General features: G+C 72.6%; 21 protein-coding genes. 13 read left to right on the top strand and 8 right to left on the bottom strand.

Annotated features, from left to right (window positions below; genetic code table 11):
* Nucleotides 1-334: 334 nt before the first annotated feature.
* Genes HAV40_RS09410 through HAV40_RS09400 form a run of 3 tightly spaced genes read left to right on the top strand, consistent with a single transcriptional unit; the run spans nt 335 to nt 3,025 of the window.
* Complete coding sequence (locus tag HAV40_RS09410) at nt 335-1,159, top strand: ABC transporter permease (protein ID WP_203670875.1); 825 nt, start codon at nt 335-337, stop codon at nt 1,157-1,159.
* Nucleotides 1,160-1,185: 26 nt separating this feature from the next.
* Complete coding sequence (locus HAV40_RS09405) at nt 1,186-2,238, top strand: taurine ABC transporter substrate-binding protein (protein ID WP_239085680.1); 1,053 nt, start codon at nt 1,186-1,188, stop codon at nt 2,236-2,238.
* The gene (locus HAV40_RS09400) at nt 2,222-3,025 is read left to right on the top strand and encodes an ABC transporter ATP-binding protein (protein ID WP_166380482.1); all 804 of its coding nucleotides are present in this window, start codon (nt 2,222-2,224) and stop codon (nt 3,023-3,025) included. Before HAV40_RS09405 ends, HAV40_RS09400 begins: the two co-directional genes overlap by 17 nt.
* A 103-nt stretch (nt 3,026-3,128) precedes the next feature.
* Here HAV40_RS09400 and HAV40_RS09395 read toward each other — a convergent pair whose 3' ends face one another.
* The 3 genes from HAV40_RS09395 to HAV40_RS09385 form a co-directional block, all read right to left on the bottom strand.
* Complete coding sequence (locus HAV40_RS09395; protein ID WP_166380481.1) at nt 3,129-4,199, bottom strand: LLM class flavin-dependent oxidoreductase; 1,071 nt, start codon at nt 4,197-4,199, stop codon at nt 3,129-3,131.
* Between the two features lie 79 nt (nt 4,200-4,278).
* The gene (locus tag HAV40_RS09390) at nt 4,279-5,391 is read right to left on the bottom strand and encodes a DNA glycosylase AlkZ-like family protein (protein WP_166380480.1); all 1,113 of its coding nucleotides are present in this window, start codon (nt 5,389-5,391) and stop codon (nt 4,279-4,281) included.
* A gap of 53 nt (nt 5,392-5,444) precedes the next feature.
* Complete coding sequence (locus HAV40_RS09385) at nt 5,445-7,052, bottom strand: serine/threonine-protein kinase (RefSeq protein WP_166380479.1); 1,608 nt, start codon at nt 7,050-7,052, stop codon at nt 5,445-5,447.
* Nucleotides 7,053-7,169: 117 nt separating this feature from the next.
* Here HAV40_RS09385 and HAV40_RS09380 point away from each other — a divergent pair, with 117 nt between their 5' ends.
* Nucleotides 7,170-8,027 carry a hypothetical protein gene (locus tag HAV40_RS09380; RefSeq protein WP_166380478.1) on the top strand — a complete coding sequence of 286 codons (858 nt, stop codon included), beginning with the start codon at nt 7,170-7,172 and terminating at the stop codon, nt 8,025-8,027.
* A gap of 76 nt (nt 8,028-8,103) precedes the next feature.
* On the opposite strand, the gene HAV40_RS09375 is transcribed toward HAV40_RS09380, so the two are convergent.
* Nucleotides 8,104-8,472, bottom strand: a complete 369-nt coding sequence (locus HAV40_RS09375) for a low affinity iron permease family protein (protein ID WP_166380477.1) — start codon at nt 8,470-8,472, stop codon at nt 8,104-8,106.
* Between the two features lie 32 nt (nt 8,473-8,504).
* On the bottom strand, nt 8,505-8,876 hold the full coding sequence (locus tag HAV40_RS09370; RefSeq protein ID WP_166380476.1) for a TraR/DksA family transcriptional regulator: 372 nt from the start codon (nt 8,874-8,876) through the stop codon (nt 8,505-8,507).
* A 155-nt stretch (nt 8,877-9,031) separates the two neighbouring features.
* Between HAV40_RS09370 and HAV40_RS09365 the strand changes: the two genes are divergently transcribed.
* The 5 genes from HAV40_RS09365 to HAV40_RS09345 all read left to right on the top strand — a co-directional run bounded on the left by HAV40_RS09365 (nt 9,032) and on the right by HAV40_RS09345 (nt 11,883).
* Nucleotides 9,032-9,352 carry a hypothetical protein gene (locus HAV40_RS09365; RefSeq protein WP_166380475.1) on the top strand — a complete coding sequence of 107 codons (321 nt, stop codon included), beginning with the start codon at nt 9,032-9,034 and terminating at the stop codon, nt 9,350-9,352.
* Between the two features lies 1 nt (nt 9,353).
* Nucleotides 9,354-9,770 carry an STAS domain-containing protein gene (locus tag HAV40_RS09360; RefSeq protein ID WP_166380474.1) on the top strand — a complete coding sequence of 139 codons (417 nt, stop codon included), beginning with the start codon at nt 9,354-9,356 and terminating at the stop codon, nt 9,768-9,770.
* A gap of 58 nt (nt 9,771-9,828) precedes the next feature.
* Entirely contained in the window at nt 9,829-10,035 is a 207-nt protein-coding gene (locus HAV40_RS09355) for a hypothetical protein (RefSeq protein ID WP_166380473.1), read from the top strand.
* Nucleotides 10,028-11,245: a cupin domain-containing protein gene (locus tag HAV40_RS09350; RefSeq protein WP_166380472.1), complete on the top strand. Its 1,218-nt coding sequence runs from the start codon at nt 10,028-10,030 to the stop codon at nt 11,243-11,245. Before HAV40_RS09355 ends, HAV40_RS09350 begins: the two co-directional genes overlap by 8 nt.
* Before the next feature lie 68 nt (nt 11,246-11,313).
* The gene (locus HAV40_RS09345) at nt 11,314-11,883 is read left to right on the top strand and encodes a DinB family protein (RefSeq protein ID WP_166380471.1); all 570 of its coding nucleotides are present in this window, start codon (nt 11,314-11,316) and stop codon (nt 11,881-11,883) included.
* Between the two features lie 74 nt (nt 11,884-11,957).
* Here the strand turns inward: HAV40_RS09345 and katG are convergent, their stop codons facing one another.
* Nucleotides 11,958-14,225, bottom strand: coding sequence for a catalase/peroxidase HPI (katG, locus tag HAV40_RS09340; protein ID WP_166380470.1), 2,268 nt, complete (start codon nt 14,223-14,225; stop codon nt 11,958-11,960).
* Nucleotides 14,222-14,674, bottom strand: coding sequence for a Fur family transcriptional regulator (locus HAV40_RS09335; protein ID WP_166380469.1), 453 nt, complete (start codon nt 14,672-14,674; stop codon nt 14,222-14,224). Before HAV40_RS09335 ends, katG begins: the two co-directional genes overlap by 4 nt.
* Nucleotides 14,675-14,909: 235 nt before the next feature.
* Here HAV40_RS09335 and HAV40_RS09330 point away from each other — a divergent pair, with 235 nt between their 5' ends.
* The 4 genes from HAV40_RS09330 to HAV40_RS09315 all read left to right on the top strand — a co-directional run bounded on the left by HAV40_RS09330 (nt 14,910) and on the right by HAV40_RS09315 (nt 19,762).
* Nucleotides 14,910-15,089: a hypothetical protein gene (locus HAV40_RS09330; protein WP_166380468.1), complete on the top strand. Its 180-nt coding sequence runs from the start codon at nt 14,910-14,912 to the stop codon at nt 15,087-15,089.
* 149 nt (nt 15,090-15,238) lie between these two features.
* Nucleotides 15,239-17,170, top strand: coding sequence for a potassium transporter Kup (locus HAV40_RS09325; protein WP_203670876.1), 1,932 nt, complete (start codon nt 15,239-15,241; stop codon nt 17,168-17,170).
* Nucleotides 17,171-17,261: 91 nt separating this feature from the next.
* A complete protein-coding gene (locus HAV40_RS09320; RefSeq protein WP_166380467.1) occupies nt 17,262-18,767 on the top strand; it encodes a sulfatase family protein in 1,506 nt (501 codons plus the stop codon).
* Nucleotides 18,768-18,913: 146 nt separating this feature from the next.
* Nucleotides 18,914-19,762, top strand: a complete 849-nt coding sequence (locus HAV40_RS09315) for a class I SAM-dependent methyltransferase (protein ID WP_239085681.1) — start codon at nt 18,914-18,916, stop codon at nt 19,760-19,762.
* Here the strand turns inward: HAV40_RS09315 and HAV40_RS09310 are convergent.
* Nucleotides 19,759-21,027: a glycosyltransferase gene (locus HAV40_RS09310; protein WP_166380466.1), complete on the bottom strand. Its 1,269-nt coding sequence runs from the start codon at nt 21,025-21,027 to the stop codon at nt 19,759-19,761. The genes HAV40_RS09315 and HAV40_RS09310 overlap by 4 nt on opposite strands.
* Between the last annotated feature and the right edge of the window lie 173 nt (nt 21,028-21,200).

Here is a 21,200-nt window from a genome sequence, read left to right as displayed (position 1 = left end):
CCACTCGGCGACATAACGTTTTCACCAGTGGCGCGACGCTCGATGAAGGCCCCAGGGGTCCCAGCGGGTCAGCCCGGCAGGGGAACTCGTTTTCCGGTCGAAGGCGCCGAGCGAAGTGCACAGGGGGATGGGTGGACACAAGCCGTTGGGGGACGGCGTTCACCCGGACAGTGAAAGGCCGGCGGTTGCTGACGGGGGTGAGCGACCGCCGGCCTCACTGTGACCCGAGCGGCACCAGATAGCAGGACAAACACCCATGTGACCACTTCGTCACCGCGTCCCACTATGTAATTCCTACTTGACCGATAGGAAATGTGGGCTCAAGCTTCGTGGCGTGTCCGATCTCCTCGCCGCCACCGGCCGACCGACCTCGCGCCGCTGGCGCACCGCCGCACTGCGGGCCGGTGCCGTCGTGGCGTTCGTCGGCGTCTGGTGGGCGATCGCGGCGGCCGAGATCTGGCCGCCGGTGTTCGTGCCCGCACCGTCCTCGGTCTGGCAGCAGTTCCTCGACACCGCGGGCCTCAGCGACACCGCCCGGCCCGGCTGGGCGGGATACACCCTCGGCGAGCACCTTTGGGCAAGCCTGCGACGGATGGCACTGGGCTGCGCGTACGGCATCAGCGGCGGGCTCTTCCTGGGCCTGCTGATCGGTCTGCTGCCCGCCGCCGACGCGGTGCTCGGCCCGGCGGTCACGTTCCTGCGCACCCTGCCACCCCTGGCCTACCTCAGCCTGCTGGTCATCTGGTTCGGCATCGACGAGTCGCCGAAGGTGTGGCTGCTACTGCTCGCCGCGCTGCCGCCGGTCGCCGTCGCCACCGCCGAGGCCGTGCGCGGGGTGCCCGCCGACTACCTGCACGCCGCCCGCTCCCTGGGCACCGGACGAGCCATGCTGCCCTGGCGGGTGCTGCTGCCGGCCGCCGCCCCGGAGATCCTCACCGGCGTACGGCTGGCCGTCGGTGTCGCGTACACCACGGTCGTGGCCGCCGAGACGATCAACGGCGTGCCCGGCATCGGCGGCATGATCCGCGACGCGCAGCGCTACAACCAGACCGACGTCGTCGTGCTCGGCATCATCCTCATCGGCCTGTCCGGCCTGGCCTTCGACGGCCTGCTCCAGCTCGCCCAGCGCCGGCTCACCCCGTGGCGCGGGCGCGTCTAGACCCCCGCTTGACCGAAAGGATTCCCGTGACCCACCTCGTGGACCGCCGCCGTCTGCTGCTCGGCGCGCTGGGACTGGCCGCCGCACCCGCGCTGGCGGCCTGCACCGGCGACCCGGACCCCGCCCCCGCCGGTCCCGGCGGCGCCCCGAAGCAGCTGCGCATCGGCTACCAGCTCATCCCGAACGGCGACCTGATCGTGAAGGACCTGGGCTGGCTGGAGGCAGCGCTACCGGGCACCACCGTGGTGTGGAGCAAGTTCGACTCCGGCGGCGACGTCAACACCGCGATCCTGGCCGGCAGCCTCGACATCGGCCTGGCCGGCAGCAGCCCGGTCGCACGCGGGCTGGCCGCGCCGCTGAACATCCCGTACGCCGTGCCGTGGATCTTCGACGTGATCGGCGACAACGAGTCCCTGGTCGTCAAGCCGAACATCAGCGACCTGGCGGGCCTGGCCGGCAAGAAGATCGCCACGCCGTTCTCCTCCACCTCCCACTACAGCCTGCTGGCCGCGCTGGCCGGGGCCGGCGTGCCCGAGTCCAGCGTGAAGATCATCGACCTGGAGCCGCCGGAGATCCAGGCCGCCTGGCAGCGCGGCGACATCGACGGCGCGTACGTGTGGACCCCGGTCCTGGCCGAGCTGCGCAAGACCGGCAAGGTGCTGACGACCAGCCGGGAGCTGGCCGGCAAGGGCAAGCTGACGGCCGACCTGGCCGTGGTGCGCACCGCGTTCCTTCAGCAGTATCCGCAGACCCTCACGACCTGGATCCGGCAGCAGGACCGTGCCGTCAAGCTGGTCCGCAGCGACAAGACCGCCGCCGCGCAGGCCATCAGCCGCCAGCTCAACCTCGACGCCGACGAGGCCGGTGCGCAGCTGTCCGAACTGGTCCTGCTCGACGCCGCCGAGCAGGCCGGAGCCGACTACCTCGGCACCCCGGCCGCCCCCGGCAAGCTGGCCGAGAACCTGCACGACGCCGCCGAGTTCCTCACCGCGCAGGGCAAGCTGCCCGCCGCGCCGGGCCTCGACGCCTACCGCAAGGGCCTGGCCGTGCAGGCGCTCGCCGATGCCCGCACAGCCTGACGACCTGGCCGCCCTCCCGGACAGCGCCACCGCCACGGCGGTGGCGCTGTCCGGGGTGCGGCACGAGTACCGGTCCGGCGGCCAGCGCATTCTCGCCCTCGACGGGATCGACCTGCGGCTGGCAGCCGGGGAGTCGCTGGCCGTGGTCGGCCCGTCCGGCTGCGGCAAGAGCACGCTGCTGCGGATGGTCGCCGGTTTCCTGCGCCCGTCACACGGTGAGATCAGCGTCGGCGGCGCGCCGGTCACCCGCCCCGGACCCGATCGCGGCGTGGTCTTCCAGCAGCCGCGCCTGTTCCCGTGGCTTTCGGTGTACGGCAACGTCGCCTACGGCCTGCGCGAGGCCGGTGTACCCCGCCGGGCCCGGCGCGAGCGCGTCGGGCAACTACTCGACCTGGTCGGCCTCGGCGACGTCGCCGCGCTGCGGCCGTACGAGCTGTCCGGCGGCATGCAGCAGCGTGCCGCGATCGCCCGCGCCCTGGCGCCCGATCCCGCCATCCTGCTGCTCGACGAGCCGTTCGCGGCGCTGGACGCGCTGACCCGCGAGCGGCTGCAGGAGGAGTTGCGCACCCTCTGGCTGCGCACCGGCCGAACACAGCTGCTGGTCACGCACAGCGTCGACGAGGCTGCGCTGCTGGGCAGCCGGATCATCGTGCTCAGTCCGCGGCCGGGCACGGTGGTGCTCGACGAGCAGTCAGCACTACCCCGGGCCGAACACGCCCGCGACCTGCCGGAGTTCACAGCCCTGCGCGCACGGATCCTGCAAGCGGTGCGCGCCCCGGGACGCTGACCACCGCCCGGCCCTGGCCAGGCGGTCCCATGCGAACGGCGGCATCGGCGGCCGCCGCCGGCGTTCGCCGGTTTCGGGTCGCCGATGCCGTCGCGGCCATGGCTTAGCGGCCCCGTACCAGCGGCAGGACGTGCTCACCCACCCGCCGGGCCTCCTCCAGGTGCGGCCAGGCGGACAGGATGAACTCGTCGACGCCCAGGCCGGCGTACTCGCTGAGCCGCTCGGCGACGTCGGCGTAGCTGCCGACCAGGGCCGTGCCCGCACCCTCGCGGACCAGTCCCACCCCGGCCCACAGGTTCGGGGCGATGAGCAGGCTGTCGCTGCGGCCGCCGTGCAGCGCCGCCATGCGGGCCTGGCCGACCGACTCCATCCGGGCGAAGCGCTGCTGCGCGGCGGTGATGCGCGCCGGGTCCATGCCCGACAGCAGCCGGTCGGCCTCCGCCCAGGCCTGCTCGGCAGTGGGGCGGGCGATGACGTGGATGCGCAGGCCCAGCCGCAGGGTGCGGCCGTGCTCGGCGGCGAGAGCGCGCATCCGGGCGGCCCGCTCGCCGATCGCTGCCGGGGGCTCGCCCCACATCAGGTACACGTCGGACAGCCGGGCCGCGACCTGCTCGGCGGCCGCCGACGCGCCGCCGAAGTAGATCGGCGGGGCCGGGTCGAGCGCCCCGCCGAGGCCACCCTGCTCGACGCGGTAGTGCCCGCCCTGGTAGTCGAACCGCTCCCCCGCCCAGCAGCGCCGGATGACCTCCAGGCATTCAGCGGTGCGGGAGTAGCGCTCGCCGTGGTCGAGGAAGTCGCCGTACGCGCGCTGCTCGGCGCCGTCGCCGCCGGTGACGGCGTTGAGGGCGAGCCGCCCGCCGGACATCGCCTGGAACGCCTCGGCCTGCTGGGCGACCAGCGTGGGCAGGGCGAAACCGGTCCGGAACGCGACGAGCAGCTTGAGCCGCTCGGTGTGCTGGGCGACCGCGGCGCACACGATCCACGGATCCGGGCAGCCCGCGCCGACCGGGGTCAGCGCGGCCGTGAAGCCGGACTGCTCGGCGGCGCGGGCGATGTCGGCGAGGTAGCCGATGGACGCCGCACGCGCATGCCGGGCCGCGCCCGCCGCGACGGTCGCCGCGCCGACCTCGTGGCCGTCGCCCGACGTGGGCAGGAACCAGTGGAACCGCGTCATTCGTGCTCTCCTACATTTCCGACCGAACTGCTAGCTTATGCGGTCGGCCCGCTCCACGGAAGATCGCCCACGGCTCGGTTCAGGGCTCGCCGAGCGGCCGGTCGAGGTTCAGCCGGAGCCAGGCCGCGAGCTGCTCGATCCCCCGGTCGACGGCGGCGGCCATCGCCTTGGTGAACGGGACGTCCTGATGGATCGCGTCCACGCGCAGCACACCGGCGCGCCGGTCGGCGGTGGCGTCCAGCTTGCCGACCAGCCGGTCGCCGTGCAGGATCGGCATCGCCCAGTAACCCCACCGGCGCTTGGCCACCGGCTTGTACATCTCCAGCTGGTAGTCGAACGCGAACAGCTCCGCCATCCGCTTGCGGTCGAAGATGAGCCGGTCCAGCGGCGACAGCAGCGCGGTCCGGCCGCTGAACGGCCGGTCCAGCTGCTCCGGATCGACCCGCCACCGCCCGCGCAGGCCCTCCACCACGGCGGGCTCACCGGCCTCGGCCACATCGACCGGTTCGACGGACTGCCTGGCGCTGGCGCCGCGGGCGATGCCCAGCGACCGCAGCCGCCGCTGCGCGCGAAGCCGCGCGGCCTCCCCGGCCGGAACCATGTCGTCGTCGGGATAGATGCGCTCCGCCAGGTCCCACAGCCGCTCCCGGCCGTCGCGGCCCGCGACGGCGACCTCACCGCGCGCCTCCATCAACTCCAGCATCTTGAGCACGTTGCGGTCGTTGCTCCAGCCGCTCGACGGCCAGCGCAGCTCGCACGAATCGGGCAGCTGCCGGGCGGGCAGCGGCCCGTCCGAGCGCAGGCGGCCGATGATGTCCATCCGGCAGCCCCGGTTGGCCTCGACCCAGTCCCGCAGGTACTCCTGCCAGTCGACCAGCTCGCCACGGCCGGGCCAGTCGGCCATGTCGGCGCGGTAGAGGGCGAGGTCGGCAGCGGGCCGGATCATGCCCTGCCACTCCAGCAGCGCCTGGTCGCCCAGCGCGGCTTCCAGGTCGGCGGGCTCGTACGCCGCGCCGAGCCGGGTCCACAACACCAGGTCCGCGTTCGGCGCCACGGCGGCGGTCTGGTCGGCCTGCAGCAGCGTCAGCTGCCGTACGACGTCGAGCAGTGACGTCGGCCGGGGCCGGTCCAGTAGCTGGGCACGCACCGCGATGCGGCGCGCCTCGGCGCGGGTGAGCTCGTGAACCACCACGCGCCGACCCTAGGCCACGGCACCGACACCACCGCACCGAACGCCACGCCCGGTCAGGCCTCGCCCTCCACCGGTGACGGCGAGGGGGCCGCCGGGCTCGGCTCACTGCTCGGGCTGCTGTCCGGGCTGGGCGGGACGGGCTCGGGCTCGGGTTCGGCGTCCGGGCTCGGCCGGGGCGCGGGCGTACGGGCATCCGGACCCGTGGTGGCCCTGGAGGCCACGGGCGTGACCGGCTGCGGGGTGATGGTGGCTCCCGACGGGCCGAGCAGGGTCGCCGCGCACGGCCGGCCGTCGAGCCGGAACGCGGTGGGCAGCGGGTTGGCGTCGCGATAGGTGCCGGTGACGGGCAGGCTCAGCTCGGCGCCCGCATCCAGCGTCCGGCTGCCGGTGGCGGTGACCGTCCGCGCCTGCTGCTGCCAGTGCGCGTCGGCCGCGATCCGCTGGTCACCGGGCAGGTCGAAGGAGATCCGGGCCGGGGTACGGGCACCGGTGGCGGCGTTGGTGACGGTGACGGTCGCGGCGAACCGGGTCCCGGTGTCGCTCTGCAGGCGGAACACCGCGGCGCAGTCCGGGGCGGCGGCACCGGGCGGCCCGGCAGCGGCCGGTTGCCGCTGGTCCGCGCCGCCGAAGGCCCACAGCGCCCCGCCGACGGCCAGGCCGCCGAGGACGACGGCACCCGCGAGCACCGCGTTGCGGGGACGGCGGGCGCGGGCCGGGGCGGGCGGCTGCCGCCAGGGCAGGATGTGCGTCACCGTGCCCGCCGCTTCGGGTTCGGCGTACGCCCCGGCGGGCAGGGCGGCCAGGTCGCCTCCGGCAGCGGGGACTTCGCCCAGCACGTCTGCCAGCTGGGCGGCGGTGGGTCTGGCGGCGGGGTCCATGTCCAGGCAGGCGGTGACCGCGGCGGTGACGGCCGGGGGCAGGTCCGCGATGTCGGGCAGGGGGTCCGGCGGGCGCAGGCGCGGCGCGGTGAGCAGGCCGAGCGGAGTGTCGGCCTGCCAGGGCAGGTGGCCGCTGAGCATGCGGTACAGCAGCACGCCGAGGGCGTACACGTCGGCGGGTGGCTGGACCGGCCGGTTGTCGGCGCGTTCCGGGGCGAGGTAGGCCGGGGTGCCGATGAGGTTGCCGTCGGCGTCGAGTTCCTCGCTTCCCGTCGAGGCGCACAGCCCGAAGTCGATGATCTTCACACCGTCACCGGTGAGCAGGACGTTGCCCGGCGCGATGTCGCGGTGCACGACGCCGCGCGCGTGGGCGGCGGCCAGCCCCGCGGCGGTCTGGGCGGCGATCCGGACGGCCTGCGGCCAGGGCAGGCGGCCACCGTCGGCGACGGCCTGGCGCACGGGCATACCCTCGATCAGCTCCATCACGAGGTAGGCGGCCACGGTCTGCCCGCCCTGGCGGTCGACGCTGTAGTCGTACACCTCGGCGATGTGGCGGTGCCGTAGCCGGGCCAGTGCCTGCGCCTCCACGCCCAGCCGCTGCACCGCCAGGTCGTCGGTGAGCATCCGGGGGCTGAGCAGCTTGACCGCGACCATCCGGCCGAGCCGCTCGTCGCGGGCGTGCCAGACCGTCGCGGTGCCGCCGCTGCCGACCGGGGTCGTCAGCAGGTAGCGGTCGTCGATCAGGGTGCCCGAACGCCATGAGCCTTCCGCGGGGGTGCGCATGGCAGTCGCCTACCCGCGCGCCCGCGCCGGCAACCCCTACGGCCAGGTAGCAGCCGGTATGTCGGAGTGCCGATCGGGCCATTGACCGTTAAGAGTCCTTTCCGTTAACTCGGTTCCATGCGTCGACTCCTTCGCGGCCTGGCCGCGCTGTGCCTGCTGGGCACCGTCTTCGTGCTGCCCAGCCCCGCTCACGCGGCGGCCGGCCAGTACACCTTCAACACCGGGGCCATGGCGGCCGGCAGCTCCAGGACCTGGCACTGGAACAACGCCGGCACGGGCAACGCCTACCAGGTGGGCCTGTCCCCGCAGGGCGCGACCGCGGCGGCGACGTGCGAATTCGAGGTCGTCCGCGACTGGTACGCCCAGCTGCCCGGCGAGATCGAGTACTGGTTCACCGTCAAGAACGTCGGCACCATCAGCTGCAACGCCGATGTCACGCTGGCGTGGAACACCACCAGCGGCAGCACGCCGACCCTGTCCGCCGCGCCCGGCGAGACGGCCGGCACCTGGTACCACTACGACCCGTCACCGGCGACGACGGCCATCTCCGTCGCCCTCATCCCCAGCGGCGGCACCGCCGCCGACCCGTGCCAGTACGAGATCGAGCGCATGCAGGTCGTCGTCTCCGGCGGCGAGCGCCGGCACGGCATCACGGTCGTCAACGTCGGCGCGATCACCTGCTCGGTCACCGTGCGGGTCACCCCGCTCGCGTCCAGCTCCTCCTGGTCCTCGGGCAGCATGACGCCGATGAGCACCAAGAACTGGCGCTGGAACAACGCCAACCCGCTCACGGCCGTGCACGTCGTGACGCTCAACCCGAACCAGGACGCCCGCTACTTCAGCATCGAGCGGACCTGGTACCTGCAGCGCATCAACACCGACGGCAGCGCCGAACGCGAGTTCTGGCTCACGGTGAAGCACTTCAACTCCCCGGCCAACGCGACGGCGCAGGTGCTGCTGGCACGGGCGGCCTGACCGGCGCGGGCGCCGGGACGCCGGCCGTGGGACGCTCGTCGCGCCACGGCCGGCGTCAACCCGCCGCGCCCGCGGATCACCCGCGTGACCGCACCCGGTGCTCGATCTGTTCCTGCTCGTGCAGGGGCCGCTGCTCGGCGGCGATGAGCTCGTCGCGGGCCCCGCTGGTGGCACGTACCAGCTCGTCGAGTTTGAGCATGATCGCCCGCGACTCCCGGCCGGTGGTGTGCTGGACGAAGAACACCATGATGAAGGTGAACACACTGGTGACCGCGTGCAGGATGTAGATCCAGTGTTCGGTGAAACCGCCGAGCAGCCCACCCAGCAGCCACAGCACCGCCAGCGCGACCGCCGCGGCGGCCGCCCAGGCCGAGCCCGCCCACTCCACCACCTGCCGTGCCGCGGTCGAGATCGCGTTGCGGGGTTGACCGTTCGCCGGTGTCACCGACACTCCTTCATGCTCAGGGCCGCGGCTGATCAGCGGTGCCGGTCGACGATGCTCTGGCACGGCACGCAGTGCGTCGCCCACGGCATGATCTGCAGCCGGGTCAGCGGGATCTGCACCGCGCAGCGCTCGCACCGCCCGAGGGTCCCGGAGTCGAGCCGACCCAGCGCCGCCTGGAGGCGGGCCAGCTGCTCCTGCAGTGCCATGGTCACCATCGCCTGCTCGGCCGTCTCCGCCGCGACCGTGCCGACGTCCGCGGCGTCACCGGCACCGGCGTCATGCGCCACCAGCATCGACGCGGCCTGGGCCCGCAGCCTGCGCACCTGCTCGGCGGTCTCGTCGTGACGCTGCTGAAGCAGCAGGCCGATCGAGGCCGTGTCCACACCCTCCGCCACCGCGGTCATCGTGTTCTCCTTCGTAGGTCGTGTGTCGCGCCACCTACTTCCCGTGGGCGGATGGCCTAAACCAGCCGTCTGGACCGGACCTTGTCGCGTTCCGCCACCCTTGTCGATGATCAACAGACCTTGCGCTGATCGCATGCCTGTGCGAATCTCGTCAGGTGAGTACGCGCAGGGTGGCCGCTGATGTGAAGTCCGTGCTGGCGGCTGTGCCGAACCCGGCCGCGGCCTCCAGCGGCGACGCGGTGCTGGCCGCGCTCGCGGACGCGCACGCGCGGCGGTCGCGGGCCGAGGAGGAGATCCGGCTGCTGCTGGCCTATGGCCGCCAGTTCGTGTATCCGCACCCGTACACCCTGGGCGAGCTGGCCACCGCCGCCGGAATGTCGGTGTCGGGCGTGCGCACCGCCTACGGCCCGCACGATGTCGACAAGGTCTCGGCAGCGACCGGCCTGGAGCCGGTGCCCTCGGACGCGGAGGACTGACGTGGCGGTCGCGAGCGTCGACGTGCACGGTGACGACCCGCGCGAGGCGGTCGTGGCGGTGTCCGGCGAAATCGATCTGGCAGTCCGCGAGGATCTGCTGAACACGCTCCACCACGCGATCCACGCGACGGCGGCCACGGCGGTCGTCGTCGACCTCTCACGCGTCACGTTCATGGATTCGACCGGCCTGCACGTGCTGCTCACCAGCCACAAAAGCGCGCTCGGCTCGGGCGTGGGCTTCAGCGTCGTCGGGGCCACCGGCCTCGTCCACCGGCTGCTGGCCGTCACCGGCATGCTCGGCCTGCTGACCGGCGAGACCGACACCGGCGAGCACGCCGACGCCGACCTGTCACCCACCGCCGATCGGCCCTCCACGGCGGCGCGCCGACGATCCGACCCGCCGGCGGGCGACGTTTAGGCTGGTCCGGATCTGGAGATGACCAGGCTGTTCACGGCACACCACCGGGAGGAGCGGCATGAGCATCAACGACGACGACCTGGCCACCAGCGGCGCGGGCGGCACCGAGGGACCGGACGACGCGGGCGCGGGCCAGCCGGCCGACCCGGCCGAGCACGACGGCGGCGCGGACGGCGGAGCCGACCTGGAGGGCCCGCTGGACGCGGGAGCCGACGACGCGGTCGACTCGGCGGAGCACGACGGCGGAGCCGACGGCGGTGCCTGATCGGCCAGACCACGGCGCAGCGTCCGGCCCCCACGGGTCGGCGCTGCGCCGCTGCGTGGGCGACCCGGCGGAGTTCGAACACACGCACTGGGGCCGCCTGCCGCTGCTGCGCCGCGGCGGCGGCCACGGCGACCTGCTCGACCTCGCCGCCGTCGACGAACTACTGAGCGAGCGCGGCCTGCGCACCCCGTTCCTGCGCGTGGCCAGCGAAGGCGCCGTGGTGTCCGCGAAGAACTTCACCGGCGGGGCCGGCCTGGGCGCCGAGGTGTCCGACCAGGTCCGCGACGACAAGGTGCTCGCGCAACTGGCCGCCGGGGCCACGCTGATCTTCCAGGGGCTGCACCGGATCTGGCCGCCGCTGCAGGCGTTCTGCCTGGAACTGGCTCGCGAGCTGGGCTGTGCGGTGCAGGCCAACGCCTACCTGACGCCCGCCGGGAACCAGGGCTTCGCCACGCACTACGACACCCATGACGTGTTCGTGCTGCAGGTCGCCGGGGTCAAGCACTGGCAGGTGCACGAGCCGGTGTATCCCGATCCGCTGGAGCGCCAGCCCTGGGGCGGTCACGCCGACGAGGTCACCGCCAGCGCGACCGGCGCGCCGTACCTCGACCACGTGCTGGCGGAGGGCGACGTGCTGTATCTGCCCCGTGGCTGGCTGCACTCCGCGGCCGCGGTGGACCGCACGAGCCTGCACATCACCCTCGGCCTGCGCCGTCCCACCCGGTACAGCATCGTGGAGTCGCTGCTCGGGCTCGCCGCCGAGGACCCGGAGCTGCGGGCCGGGCTTCCGCTGGGCCTGGACCTGACCGACCCGGCGGCGCTCGCGCCCCACCTGGCCGCCACGGTGCAGGCGCTGCAGGACGCCGTCGCCAAGGCCGACCCCGACGACGTCGCGCGCCGGTTGCGGGCAGGTCAGTGGACCGCGCACCGCCCGGCCCCGATCGGACCCGTCGCGCAGGCCGCTTTCGCGGAGGCACTGACCGCCGACAGCCGGGTCCGGCCGCGCCCCGGCCTGCACCTGGCCCTCGGGCGGCAGCGGGTGGAACTGGCCGACCGGACGGTGAGCTATCCCGACGAGTGCGACCAGGCCGTACAGGCGCTGCTCGCCGGACCGGCCGTACGCGTCGGCGACCTGCCCGGGCTCGACGAGCAGTCACAGCTCGTGCTCGTCAGGCGGATGCTGCGCGAGGCGATAGTGGTGCCCGCCTGACCGGCCGGGCACGCCCGGTTTCGGTGGCCGCCGGATTGTCACCGAGTGATGTGGGGTAGGTGTCCGCCATGATGCATGTCGACACGGTGGGATACCCCGAGCCGCCGGCCGTCGCGGGTGAGGCCGAGACCCTGCTCGGCTCCCTGGAACGCCAGCGCGCCACGTTCGCCTGGAAGTGCGCCGGGCTCGACGCGGCCGGGCTGCGGTCGAGCGTGGGCATCTCGCTGATGACCCTCGGCGGCCTACTCAAACACATGGCCTACATGGAGGACGTCAACTTCACCGGTGACCTGGCCGGGGCGGAACTGCCACCCCCGTGGGAGGACCTGGAACGCTCCGCCGGGCCGGGCGCGGAGTGGCGCACCGCCGCCAGCGACCCCCCGGCGGAGCTCTACCAGCTGTGGGAGCAGGCCGTCGACCGGTCCCGGGCCGCGGTCAACGACGTGCTGATGACCACGGGCGTGGACACCGTGTACACGGCCCCAGACGGCAGCCTGCTCACCCTGCGGCGGCTGCTGGTGGACATGATCGAGGAGTACGCCCGGCACACCGGCCACGCCGACCTCATCCGTGAGGCGTACGACGGCAGGGTCGGCGAGGATCCGCCCGGCCCCGCCTACCCGTACCAGGCCGCGTAGCCCGGACGGCCGGTGCCGTGAACGCCACGGGCCCGGCTGGTCGGTGACCAGCCGGGCCCGGTTACGGCGAACTGTCAGGACAGGTCGAACCGGTCCAGCTCCATCACCTTGGTCCAGGCCGCCACGAAGTCCGTGGCGAACTTCTCCTGGGCGTCCTGGCTGGCGTACACCTCCGACAGGGCCCGCAGCTGCGAGTTCGAGCCGAAGATGAGGTCGACCGCGGTGGCGGTCCACTTCACCTGGTCGGTGGACACGTCACGGATCTCGTACACGTGCTCGCCGGACTCGGCGGCCTTCCACCGGGTGCCCGGCGACAGCAGGTTGGCGAAGTAGTCGTTGGTGAGCACGCCGGGCCGGTCGGTGAGCACGCCGTGCGCGGACTCGCCGACGTTGGCCCCGAGCGCGCGCAGGCCGCCGACCAGGACGGTCATCTCGGGCGCGGTCAGGTTGAGCATGTACGCCCGGTCGAGCAGCAGCACCTCGGGCAGGGTCTTCTCGCCGGGACGCAGGTAGTTGCGGAACCCGTCGGCCCGCGGCTCGAGGACCGCGAACGACTCCACGTCGGTCTGCTCCTGGGTCGCGTCGGTGCGGCCCGGGTGGAACGGCACGGTGACCGTGACGCCGCCGTCGCGCGCGGCCTTCTCGACGGCCGCGGATCCGGCCAGCACGATCAGGTCGGCGAGGGAGATCTTCGCGCCCCCCGCGGCGTTGAAGTCACGCTGGATACCTTCCAGCGTGCTCAGGACGGTGGCGAGCTGGGCGGGCTCGTTGACCTCCCAGCCGCGCTGCGGTTCCAGGCGCAGCCGGCCGCCGTTGGCCCCGCCGCGCTTGTCGGTGGACCGGAAGCTGGCCGCCGACGCCCAGGCGGTGGAGACCAGCTGGGCGGTGGTAAGGCCGGAGTCCAGCACCTTCGCCTTGAGCGCGGTGATGTCGGCGTCGCCGACCAGCTGGTGGTCGACGGCGGGGACCGGGTCCTGCCACAGCTGGGCCTCGGGCACCCACGGGCCGAGGAAGCGGCTGACCGGGCCCATGTCGCGGTGCAGGAGCTTGTACCAGGCCTTGGCGAAGGCGAGGGCGAACTCGTCGGGGTTGGCCAGGAAGCGGCGCGAGATCTTCTCGTACGCCGGGTCGACGCGCAGCGACAGGTCGGTGGTCAGCATCGTCGGCTTGTGCTTCTTCGCCGGGTCGTAGGCGTCCGGGATGATCGCCTCGGCGTCCTTGGCGACCCACTGCTTCGCCCCGCCGGGGCTGGTGGTCAGCTCCCACTCGTTGCCGAACAGGATCTCGAAGAAGCGGTTGCTCCACTGCGTCGGCCGGTCGGTCCACGTCACCTCGAGACCGCTGGTGATCGTGTCGGCCCCCTTGCCGCTGCCGCTGCTGCTCAGCCAGCCCAGGCCCTGCGCCTCCAGCGGCGCGCCCTCGGGCTCCGGGCCGACGTGGTCGGCGGCCACGGCCGCACCGTGGGTCTTGCCGAAGGTGTGCCCGCCCGCGATCAGCGCGACGGTCTCCTCGTCGTTCATCGCCATCCGGGCGAACGTCTCCCGGATGAAGTGCGCCGCGGCGATGGGGTCGGCGCTGCCGCGCGGACCCTCCGGGTTGACGTAGATCAGGCCCATCTCGGTCGCGCCGACGCCGACGGCCATCTCCTGCTCGGAGACGTAGCGCTCGTCGCCGAGCCAGGCGTCCTCCGGACCCCAGAAGATCTCCTCGGGCTCCCATACGTCGACCCGGCCGAAGCCGAAGCCGAACGTCTTGAACCCCATCGACTCCAGCGCGACGTTGCCGGCGAGCACGAGCAGGTCGGCCCAGGAGATCTTCTGGCCGTACTTCTGCTTGACCGGCCACAGCAGCCGCCGGGCCTTGTCCAGGTTGGCGTTGTCCGGCCAGCTGTTGAGCGGCGCGAAGCGCTGACCGCCGTCACCGGCGCCGCCGCGCCCGTCCTGGATGCGGTACGTGCCTGCGGCGTGCCAGCTCAGCCGGATCATGAGGCCGCCGTAGTGGCCGAAGTCGGCCGGCCACCAGTCCTGGGAGGTGGTGAGCACGTCGGTGATGTCGCGCTTGACCGCTTCGACGTCGAGCTTGGCGAACGCGTCGGCGTAGTTGAAGTCCGCGCCCAGCGGGTTGCCCTTGGGCGAGTGGGCGTGCAGCACCGACAGGTCGAGCTGGTTGGGCCACCAGTCACGGTTGGTGCGGGGCCTGCCGCCGGTCTTCGGGGTGGGCGACGGGATCGCCGGGTTCTCGCTCTCGCTGCCGGACTCGGTCGCGGAGTCGTGTGCGACCGGGCATCCGGCCGCGGCCTTCGGGTCCATACCCGAAGCCGTGTTGTCCTTGGTGTCGCTCATTGCTTCCTCCGAACTGGCGGATCACTGTGATGGTGTTCGGTCGCACACGCGGGGCAGGAGCCCCAGTAGACGACCTCCGCCTCGTCGACCGTGAAGCCGTGGTCGTCCGAGGCGGTGAGGCAGGGGGCGTCGCCGACGGCGCAGTCGACGTCGACGATGGCGCCGCAGGTGCGGCAGACCAGATGGTGGTGGTTGTCGCCGACCCGCGATTCGTAGCGGGCGACCGCGCCGGCCGGCTGGATTCGCCGCACGAGGCCGGCGTCGGTGAGCGCGCGCAGGACGTCGTACACCGTCTGGTGCGAGACCAGCGGGTGCTGCGCCCGCACCAGCGCGATCACCGTCTCGGTGTCGCTGTGCGGGTGCTCGTGCAGCGCGGCCAGCACCGCCAGCCGGGGCCGGGTCACGCGGAGCGGGACCCGGCGTAGCTGCGCTTCGAAGTCGGACGTCATGCGATCGCTATGCCACTCATCTGGAATAGTTCAAGTTTACCCGGCCAGCCTACAGGTGGCGTACGCGCATCGTCGACTTCCCCCAGTTTTACGTCACCGGCGAACACGACCCCGCGCCCGACACGCCGCGGCCCGCCTTCGCCGACCGGCCGGACCCGGAATCGGCGGGCGCGGAGTTCAGCAGCTGGGACCGTTCGGCGCGACCCATCACATAGCCTGGTCGCGGGAGGTGGCGATGCGCCGGCTCGTGATTCTCGTGGTTCTGGCGTGGCTGGCCGCCGGGGTGGTGGCGGCGGCCCAGCGCGACTATTTCACCGGACCGTCCGACTGCGACCGCGTCACGACGATCGCGGCGACGGCCATCGCGGGTCCGCTGAACTACACCGGCGCCGAGCCGGCCGTCAGCTGCCGGTAGCGGGCGCGGTGCCCGGCGGGCTTGGCGGGCCCACTTCCCGGGTAGCGAGATCGTGACCCCACCGGCGACCGGCGGCACGAACGGGCCGGAGCGGGCGGTATCGTCCCGCACGACATCCGATCATCGGCACCCGCCGCCCAGGAGGACCCGTGGCCAGCAAGCAGGAGCCAGGACACCATCCGGGCGCACGGGACGCGGTGAAGCTGGCGATCGTGGTGGGCGCGCTCGGCGTCGTGTTCGGCGACATCGGCACCAGCCCGATCTACACCATGCAGACGGTGTTCAACCCCGCCGACCCGCACCCGGTGCCGGTCAGCGCCGACAACGTCTTCGGCGTCGCCTCGCTGATCTTCTGGTCCGTGATGATCATCGTGACGGTCACCTACATCCTGCTCGCCATGCGCGCCGACAACCAGGGCGAGGGCGGCATCATGGCCCTGATCACCCTGCTGCGCCGGTGGAGCTCCGGCAGCGCCGGGCGGATCCCGGCGGTGCTCGCCGTGGTCGGCATCTTCGGCGCGGCCCTGTTCTTCGGCGACAGCATGATCACCCCGGCGATCTCGGTGCTGTCGGCGATCGAGGGCCTGGAGATCGTCAACCCGGACCTGGAGGCGGCGGTCGTCCCGATCACCGCCGTGATCATCGTCGCGCTGTTCCTGGTGCAGCGCCGGGGCACCGCCGCCGTGGGCCGGGTCTTCGGCCCCGTCATGATCGCCTGGTTCGTGGTGATCGCCGCGCTCGGCATCGGCGGCATCGCCCACCACCCCGACATCCTCAAGGCGCTGTCGCCCACGTACGCGCTCAGCTTCCTGTCGGGCCACTTCGGCATCGCGTTCTTCGCCCTGGCCGCGATCGTCCTGTCGGTCACCGGCGCCGAGGCCCTCTACGCCGACATGGGCCACTTCGGCCGCAGGGCGATCACCCGCGGCTGGCTCGGCCTGGTCCTGCCCGCCTGCGTGCTCAGCTACCTCGGGCAGGGCGCGCTGATCCTGGCCGACCCGGCCAACATCAGCAGCCCGTTCTTCCTGCTCGCGCCCGGCTGGGCCCGCCTGCCGCTGGTCGTGCTGGCCACCGCCGCCACGGTCATCGCCTCCCAGGCCGTGATCACCGGCGCGTACTCGGTCGCCTCCCAGGCCGCGCAGCTCGGCTACCTGCCACGGCTGCGGATCGCGCACACCTCCGAGTCGACGATGGGCCAGATCTACGTGCCGTGGATCAACTGGCTGCTCATGGTGTCCGTGCTGACCCTGGTGTTCGCGTTCCAGTCCTCGGCCGCGCTGGCGTACGCCTTCGGCATGGCCGTCACCGGCACGATCACCATCACCACGCTGCTGTTCTTCTACGTCGCCCGGCTCAAGTGGGGCACCTCGTGGTGGCTGCTGGGCACCGGCGCGGCCCTGCTGCTCGGCGTGGACCTGCTGTTCGTCGCGGCGAACCTGACCAAGCTGGTGCACGGCGCGTGGCTGCCGCTGCTGATCGCCCTCACCGCGTTCACGATCATGACGACGTGGCAGCGTGGCCGCCAGGTGGTCACCGCCGAGCGCGAGCGCACCGAGGGCACCCTGCCCGAGTTCGTCGAGCAGCTGCGTGAGTGCCGCGCGGCGACGGCGACCGTGCCCGGTACGGCGATCTTCCTCAACCGGGGCAAGCAGACCGTGCCACTGGCGCTGCGGGCCAACCTGGAGCACAACCACGTCCGGCACGAGCACGTCGTGATCATGTCGATCGAGACCGACACGGTGCCGTTCGTGCCCGCCGAGCAGCGGGTGACCGTCGACGACCTGGGCTACACCGACGACGGCATCACCCACGTGACGGCGCGGTTCGGGTACATGGACGGCCCGGACGTGCCCGCGGCACTGCGCACCCTGGACGAGGCCGCCACCGAGGGGCCGCTGGACCTGGACGACGCGACGTACTTCCTGTCCAAGATCGAGCTGCGGCGCGGTCCGGCGGCGACGATGGCGAACTGGCGCAAGCGGCTGTTCATCGCCACGTCGTACATCACCGCCGACGCGGCCGCGCACTTCGGCCTGCCCCGCGAACGCACCATCATCATGGGCTCGCACATCGAGGTGTGAACGGAAACCGGTTTTGTAAAGATAGTGTAATTAATATTTACGGCGATAATTGTTCGCGGCGAGATAATGCCGCCCATCGAGCATGGTCGACATGCTTCGACACCCCCGCCGCCTCGGCGCGGCCCTCGCCGTCACCAGCCTGCTCGCGCTGAGTGTCTGGACGTCCGCCCCGGCCGCCGGCACCACCCTGCCCGCCGACCCGGCCGCCGCCGCGACGCCGCCCAACGTCATCCTCATCCTCACCGACGACCTGGCCTGGAACCTCGTTCAATACATGCCGCAGGTCCAGCGGTTGCAGCGCGACGGCATGACGTTCACCAACTACACCGTCACCGACTCGCTGTGCTGCCCGTCCCGCTCGTCGATCTTCACCGGCAAGTTCCCGCACGACACCGGGGTGTTCACCAACGGCGGCACCGACGGCGGGTTCGCCGTGTTCAAGGGGCGGGGCAACGAGTCGAACACCTTCGCGACCGCGCTGCAGGCGAAGGGCTACGCCACCGCGATGATGGGCAAGTACCTCAACGGCTACCTGCCCGCCGACACCCAGGGCGGCAGCCTGCCGTACGTGCCGCCGGGCTGGTCGGACTGGCGGGTCGCCGGCAACGGCTACCCCGAGTACAACTACGACCTCAACGAGAACCACACCGTGGTGCACTACGGCGACTCCCCCGCCGACTACCTGACCGACGTCGTGTCCGGCAAGGGCAGCTCCTTCATCCAGAACGCGGTGGCCGCGAACAAGCCGTTCCTGCTGGAGATCGCCACGTTCGCCCCGCACGGGCCGTTCACCCCCGCGCCCGAGGACCTGACCGACTTCCCCGGCCTGACCGCGCCGCGCACCCCGGCGTTCAACAAGCTGCCCGCCAACGCGCCTGGCTGGCTGGCCGGAAACGCTCCGCTGACGGCTGCCCAGAAGACGACGATCGACACCAACTTCCGCAAGCGCGCGCAGTCCGTGCAGGCGGTCGACCGTATGATCGGCGACCTGCGGGCCGACCTCGCGGCCAGTGGCGTCGCCGACAACACCTACCTGGTTTTCACCTCGGACAACGGCTTCCACATGGGCGAGTACCGGCTGACCTCCGGCAAGCAGACCGCGTTCGACACCGACGTGCGGGTGCCGCTGATCGTCGTCGGCCCCGGCGTCGCCGCGGGCAGCACCCGGCCCGAGATCGTGCAGAACATCGATCTCGCACCGACGTTCCAGCGCATCGGCGGTGCCGACGTCGCCAGCGCCGTCAACGGCCGCAGCCTGCTGCCGCTGCTGAACGGCGAACCGGCCGCGAACTGGCGGACCGCGTCGCTGATCGAGCATCACGGACCCGGCCAGGACGCCGACGACCCCGACTTCCAGACCGCCAAGGCGGGCACGCCCACCACGTACTCGGCGCTGCGCACCGCGGTCTACACCTACGTCGAGTACTCCACCGGCGAGCGGGAGTACTACGACCGGGTGGCAGACCCGTACCAGCTGAACAACATCGCCGCGACGCTGTCGGCGGCCCGGCTGGCGGCGCTGCACACCGCCCTGGACGCCCTGGTGAACTGCCACAGCCAGAGTGCGTGCTGGACCGCGGGTCACGTCACCGCCTGACCGGTCGCCACCCCGCCCGAACGGCGCGGGCCCGGCCTGCGCCGGGCTCGCACCGTTCGGTCCAGAAGCGAGCGGACCCGCTGGAACCGGTCCAGAAAACGCTTCGGTCACCCCCGGAGTGCGACGGGGCGCGAGGATGAGCAGGCGTGTTCTCACCGGCCGCTGAGCGCACCGAGCCGGGCGGCGGACCGCAGACGCAGCCGGGAGCGTACATGGCCGACTGGGACGGCGAGGGTTACGCCCACATCAGCGGACTGCAGCGGGCGATGGCGGCGGCGGCCCTGGAGTCGGTCGCCGTCGACGGCGGCGAAACCGTGCTCGACGTGGGCTGCGGGGACGGGTACGTGACCCGGCTGATCGCCTCGCGCGTGCCGCGAGGGTCCGTGCTGGGCCTGGATCCGTCGCCGCGGATGGTCGAGACGGCCCGCACGGCCGACGACCGGCTCGCCAACGTGTCGTTCGAGCTCGGCGACGTCACCACGATGGCGTTCGCGCCCGTCTTCGACCTCGTCGTGTCGTTCAACGCCCTGCACTGGGTCGCCGACCAGCGCCGCGCCTACCGCAACATCGCGGCGTCGCTGAAGCCCGGCGGGCGGGTGGTGGTGCAGTTCGTCTGCCACGGATCCCGGCCCAGCGTCGAGCGGATCGCCACCCAGGTGACCCACGACCCGCGCTTCGCGGCCGCGTTCGCGGGCTTCGCGCCGCCGTATACCCACCTCGACCCTGCCGAGCTGGCTGCCGTCGCGGCCGACGCGGGCCTGGCGATGACGCGGCAGTCGGTGGCCGACCGGGCCTGGGACTTCGGCTCGCGTGAGCAGTTCGCGGCCTGGTGCACGGTCGGGTTCTCCGACTGGGCGGCACGGCTGCCCGCCGCCGACGTGCCCGCGTTCGTGGACGCCGTCGTCGACCGGTACCAGCAGGTCGCCGGGCAGCCCGGAGTGTTCCGGTTCCTGCAGCTGCGGGCCGAACTGCGGCACCTGCCCGACCAGCGTTAGCGGCCCGCCACCCGCTCGCCGATCAGCCCTTCGAGCAGCGTCGCCGCCGCGCCCGCGCCACCGGCCGCGGCCATCCTCACGCCCAGTTCGCGGGCGCGCCCGGCCAGTTCCGGCCGGGCGAGCACCTGGCGCACCGCCCGGCGGACCCGGGCCGCGCCGGGCCTGCCGGTGTGCAGGTTGCGGCCGACGCCCGACCAGGCGACCCGGCGGGCGACCTCGGGCTTGTCCAGCGAGGCTCCGGCGACCACGAGCGGCACCCCGGCCTGCACCGCGGCCAGTACGCCGCCCCAGCCGCCGTTGGTGACCATGACGTCGGTGAGCGGCAGCAGCCGGTCGTGCGGCAGGAAGCGGGCCGCGCGGACGTTGTCCGGCAACGGCCCGAGCGCGTCGACCGGCGCGCCGCCCGTGGTGCACACCACCAGCACCCGCTCCCCGCCGAGTCCCGCGATCGCGGGTTTGAGCAGGTCGGACAGGTCCACGTCGAGGGTTCCCTGGGTGACGTGCACGACCGGCAGCCCCGCGGACCGCGCCGACTCGACCTCGGCCCACCACGGCGGGAGCTCCTGCGCGGCGGGTGCGGCGGCCAGGCGGCCGACGAAGTGGACGTACGGCGGCAGGTCGGTGCGCGGGTATTCCAGCCCGACCACACCCTGCGCCAGGATCAGGTGCGGCGACAGCAGGCTGTCCATGCCACCCGTGGTCGGGGGCAGGCCCGCGCCCGCACGCATCCGGTTCAGCATCGGGCTCAGCAAACGGCCGGTCATCGCGTGTACGGCCGACCGCAGGGCCCGGTCGCGGACCCGGCCGAGCGGTCCCCTGGCGGGCATCGCCGGGAATCCGGGCGGGGGCAGCTCCCGGCTCTCCAGTGGCAGCGGCGTCACCGACACCGAGGCCCAGGGCAGGCCCAGGGTCTCCCCCGCCAGCGCCGCGCCGAACGCCAGGTGGTCGGTGACCAGCAGGTCGGCCGGTCGGCGCGCCACCTCGGCGAGCAGGTCGGCGGCCTGGCCCGCGCCGGTGCCCATCAGCACGTGCTCGACGTTGGCCATGCCGCCGCGCAGGCCCTTGCCGTCGCCGACCGGCGGGAACGTCGCGGCGAGGTCGCTGTCGTCGAAGTCGGTCGCCCGCTGCCACGGCAGCCACTGCGCGCCCACCGCACGGAAGCGCTGCTCGTACTTCGCCCCGGTGTAGGCCAGCACCTCGTGGCCGCGGTCCGCGAGCTCACCGGCGACCGCGCTCATCACACCGACGTGACCTGCGAACGGCATTGACGCCACGATGATCCGAGCCATGGCGACACAGTAGTGGTGCCCGCCGGGGGCGCCACGCCGCCCTGCCTGCCGCTTTGCCGCGCCACTGGGGCGGTGCGGCCGCCGTACGCCCATCCCGCGCCGCTTGAATCACCATCGTCGATCTGAAAGCATCGACAACCATCACGCTG

The organism is Catellatospora methionotrophica (genome assembly GCF_011297335.1).
GTDB classification, from domain to species: domain Bacteria; phylum Actinomycetota; class Actinomycetes; order Mycobacteriales; family Micromonosporaceae; genus Catellatospora; species Catellatospora methionotrophica.
Note: the sequence above shows the minus strand (reverse complement) of the source record. Positions and strands in the feature narration are given on the sequence as shown.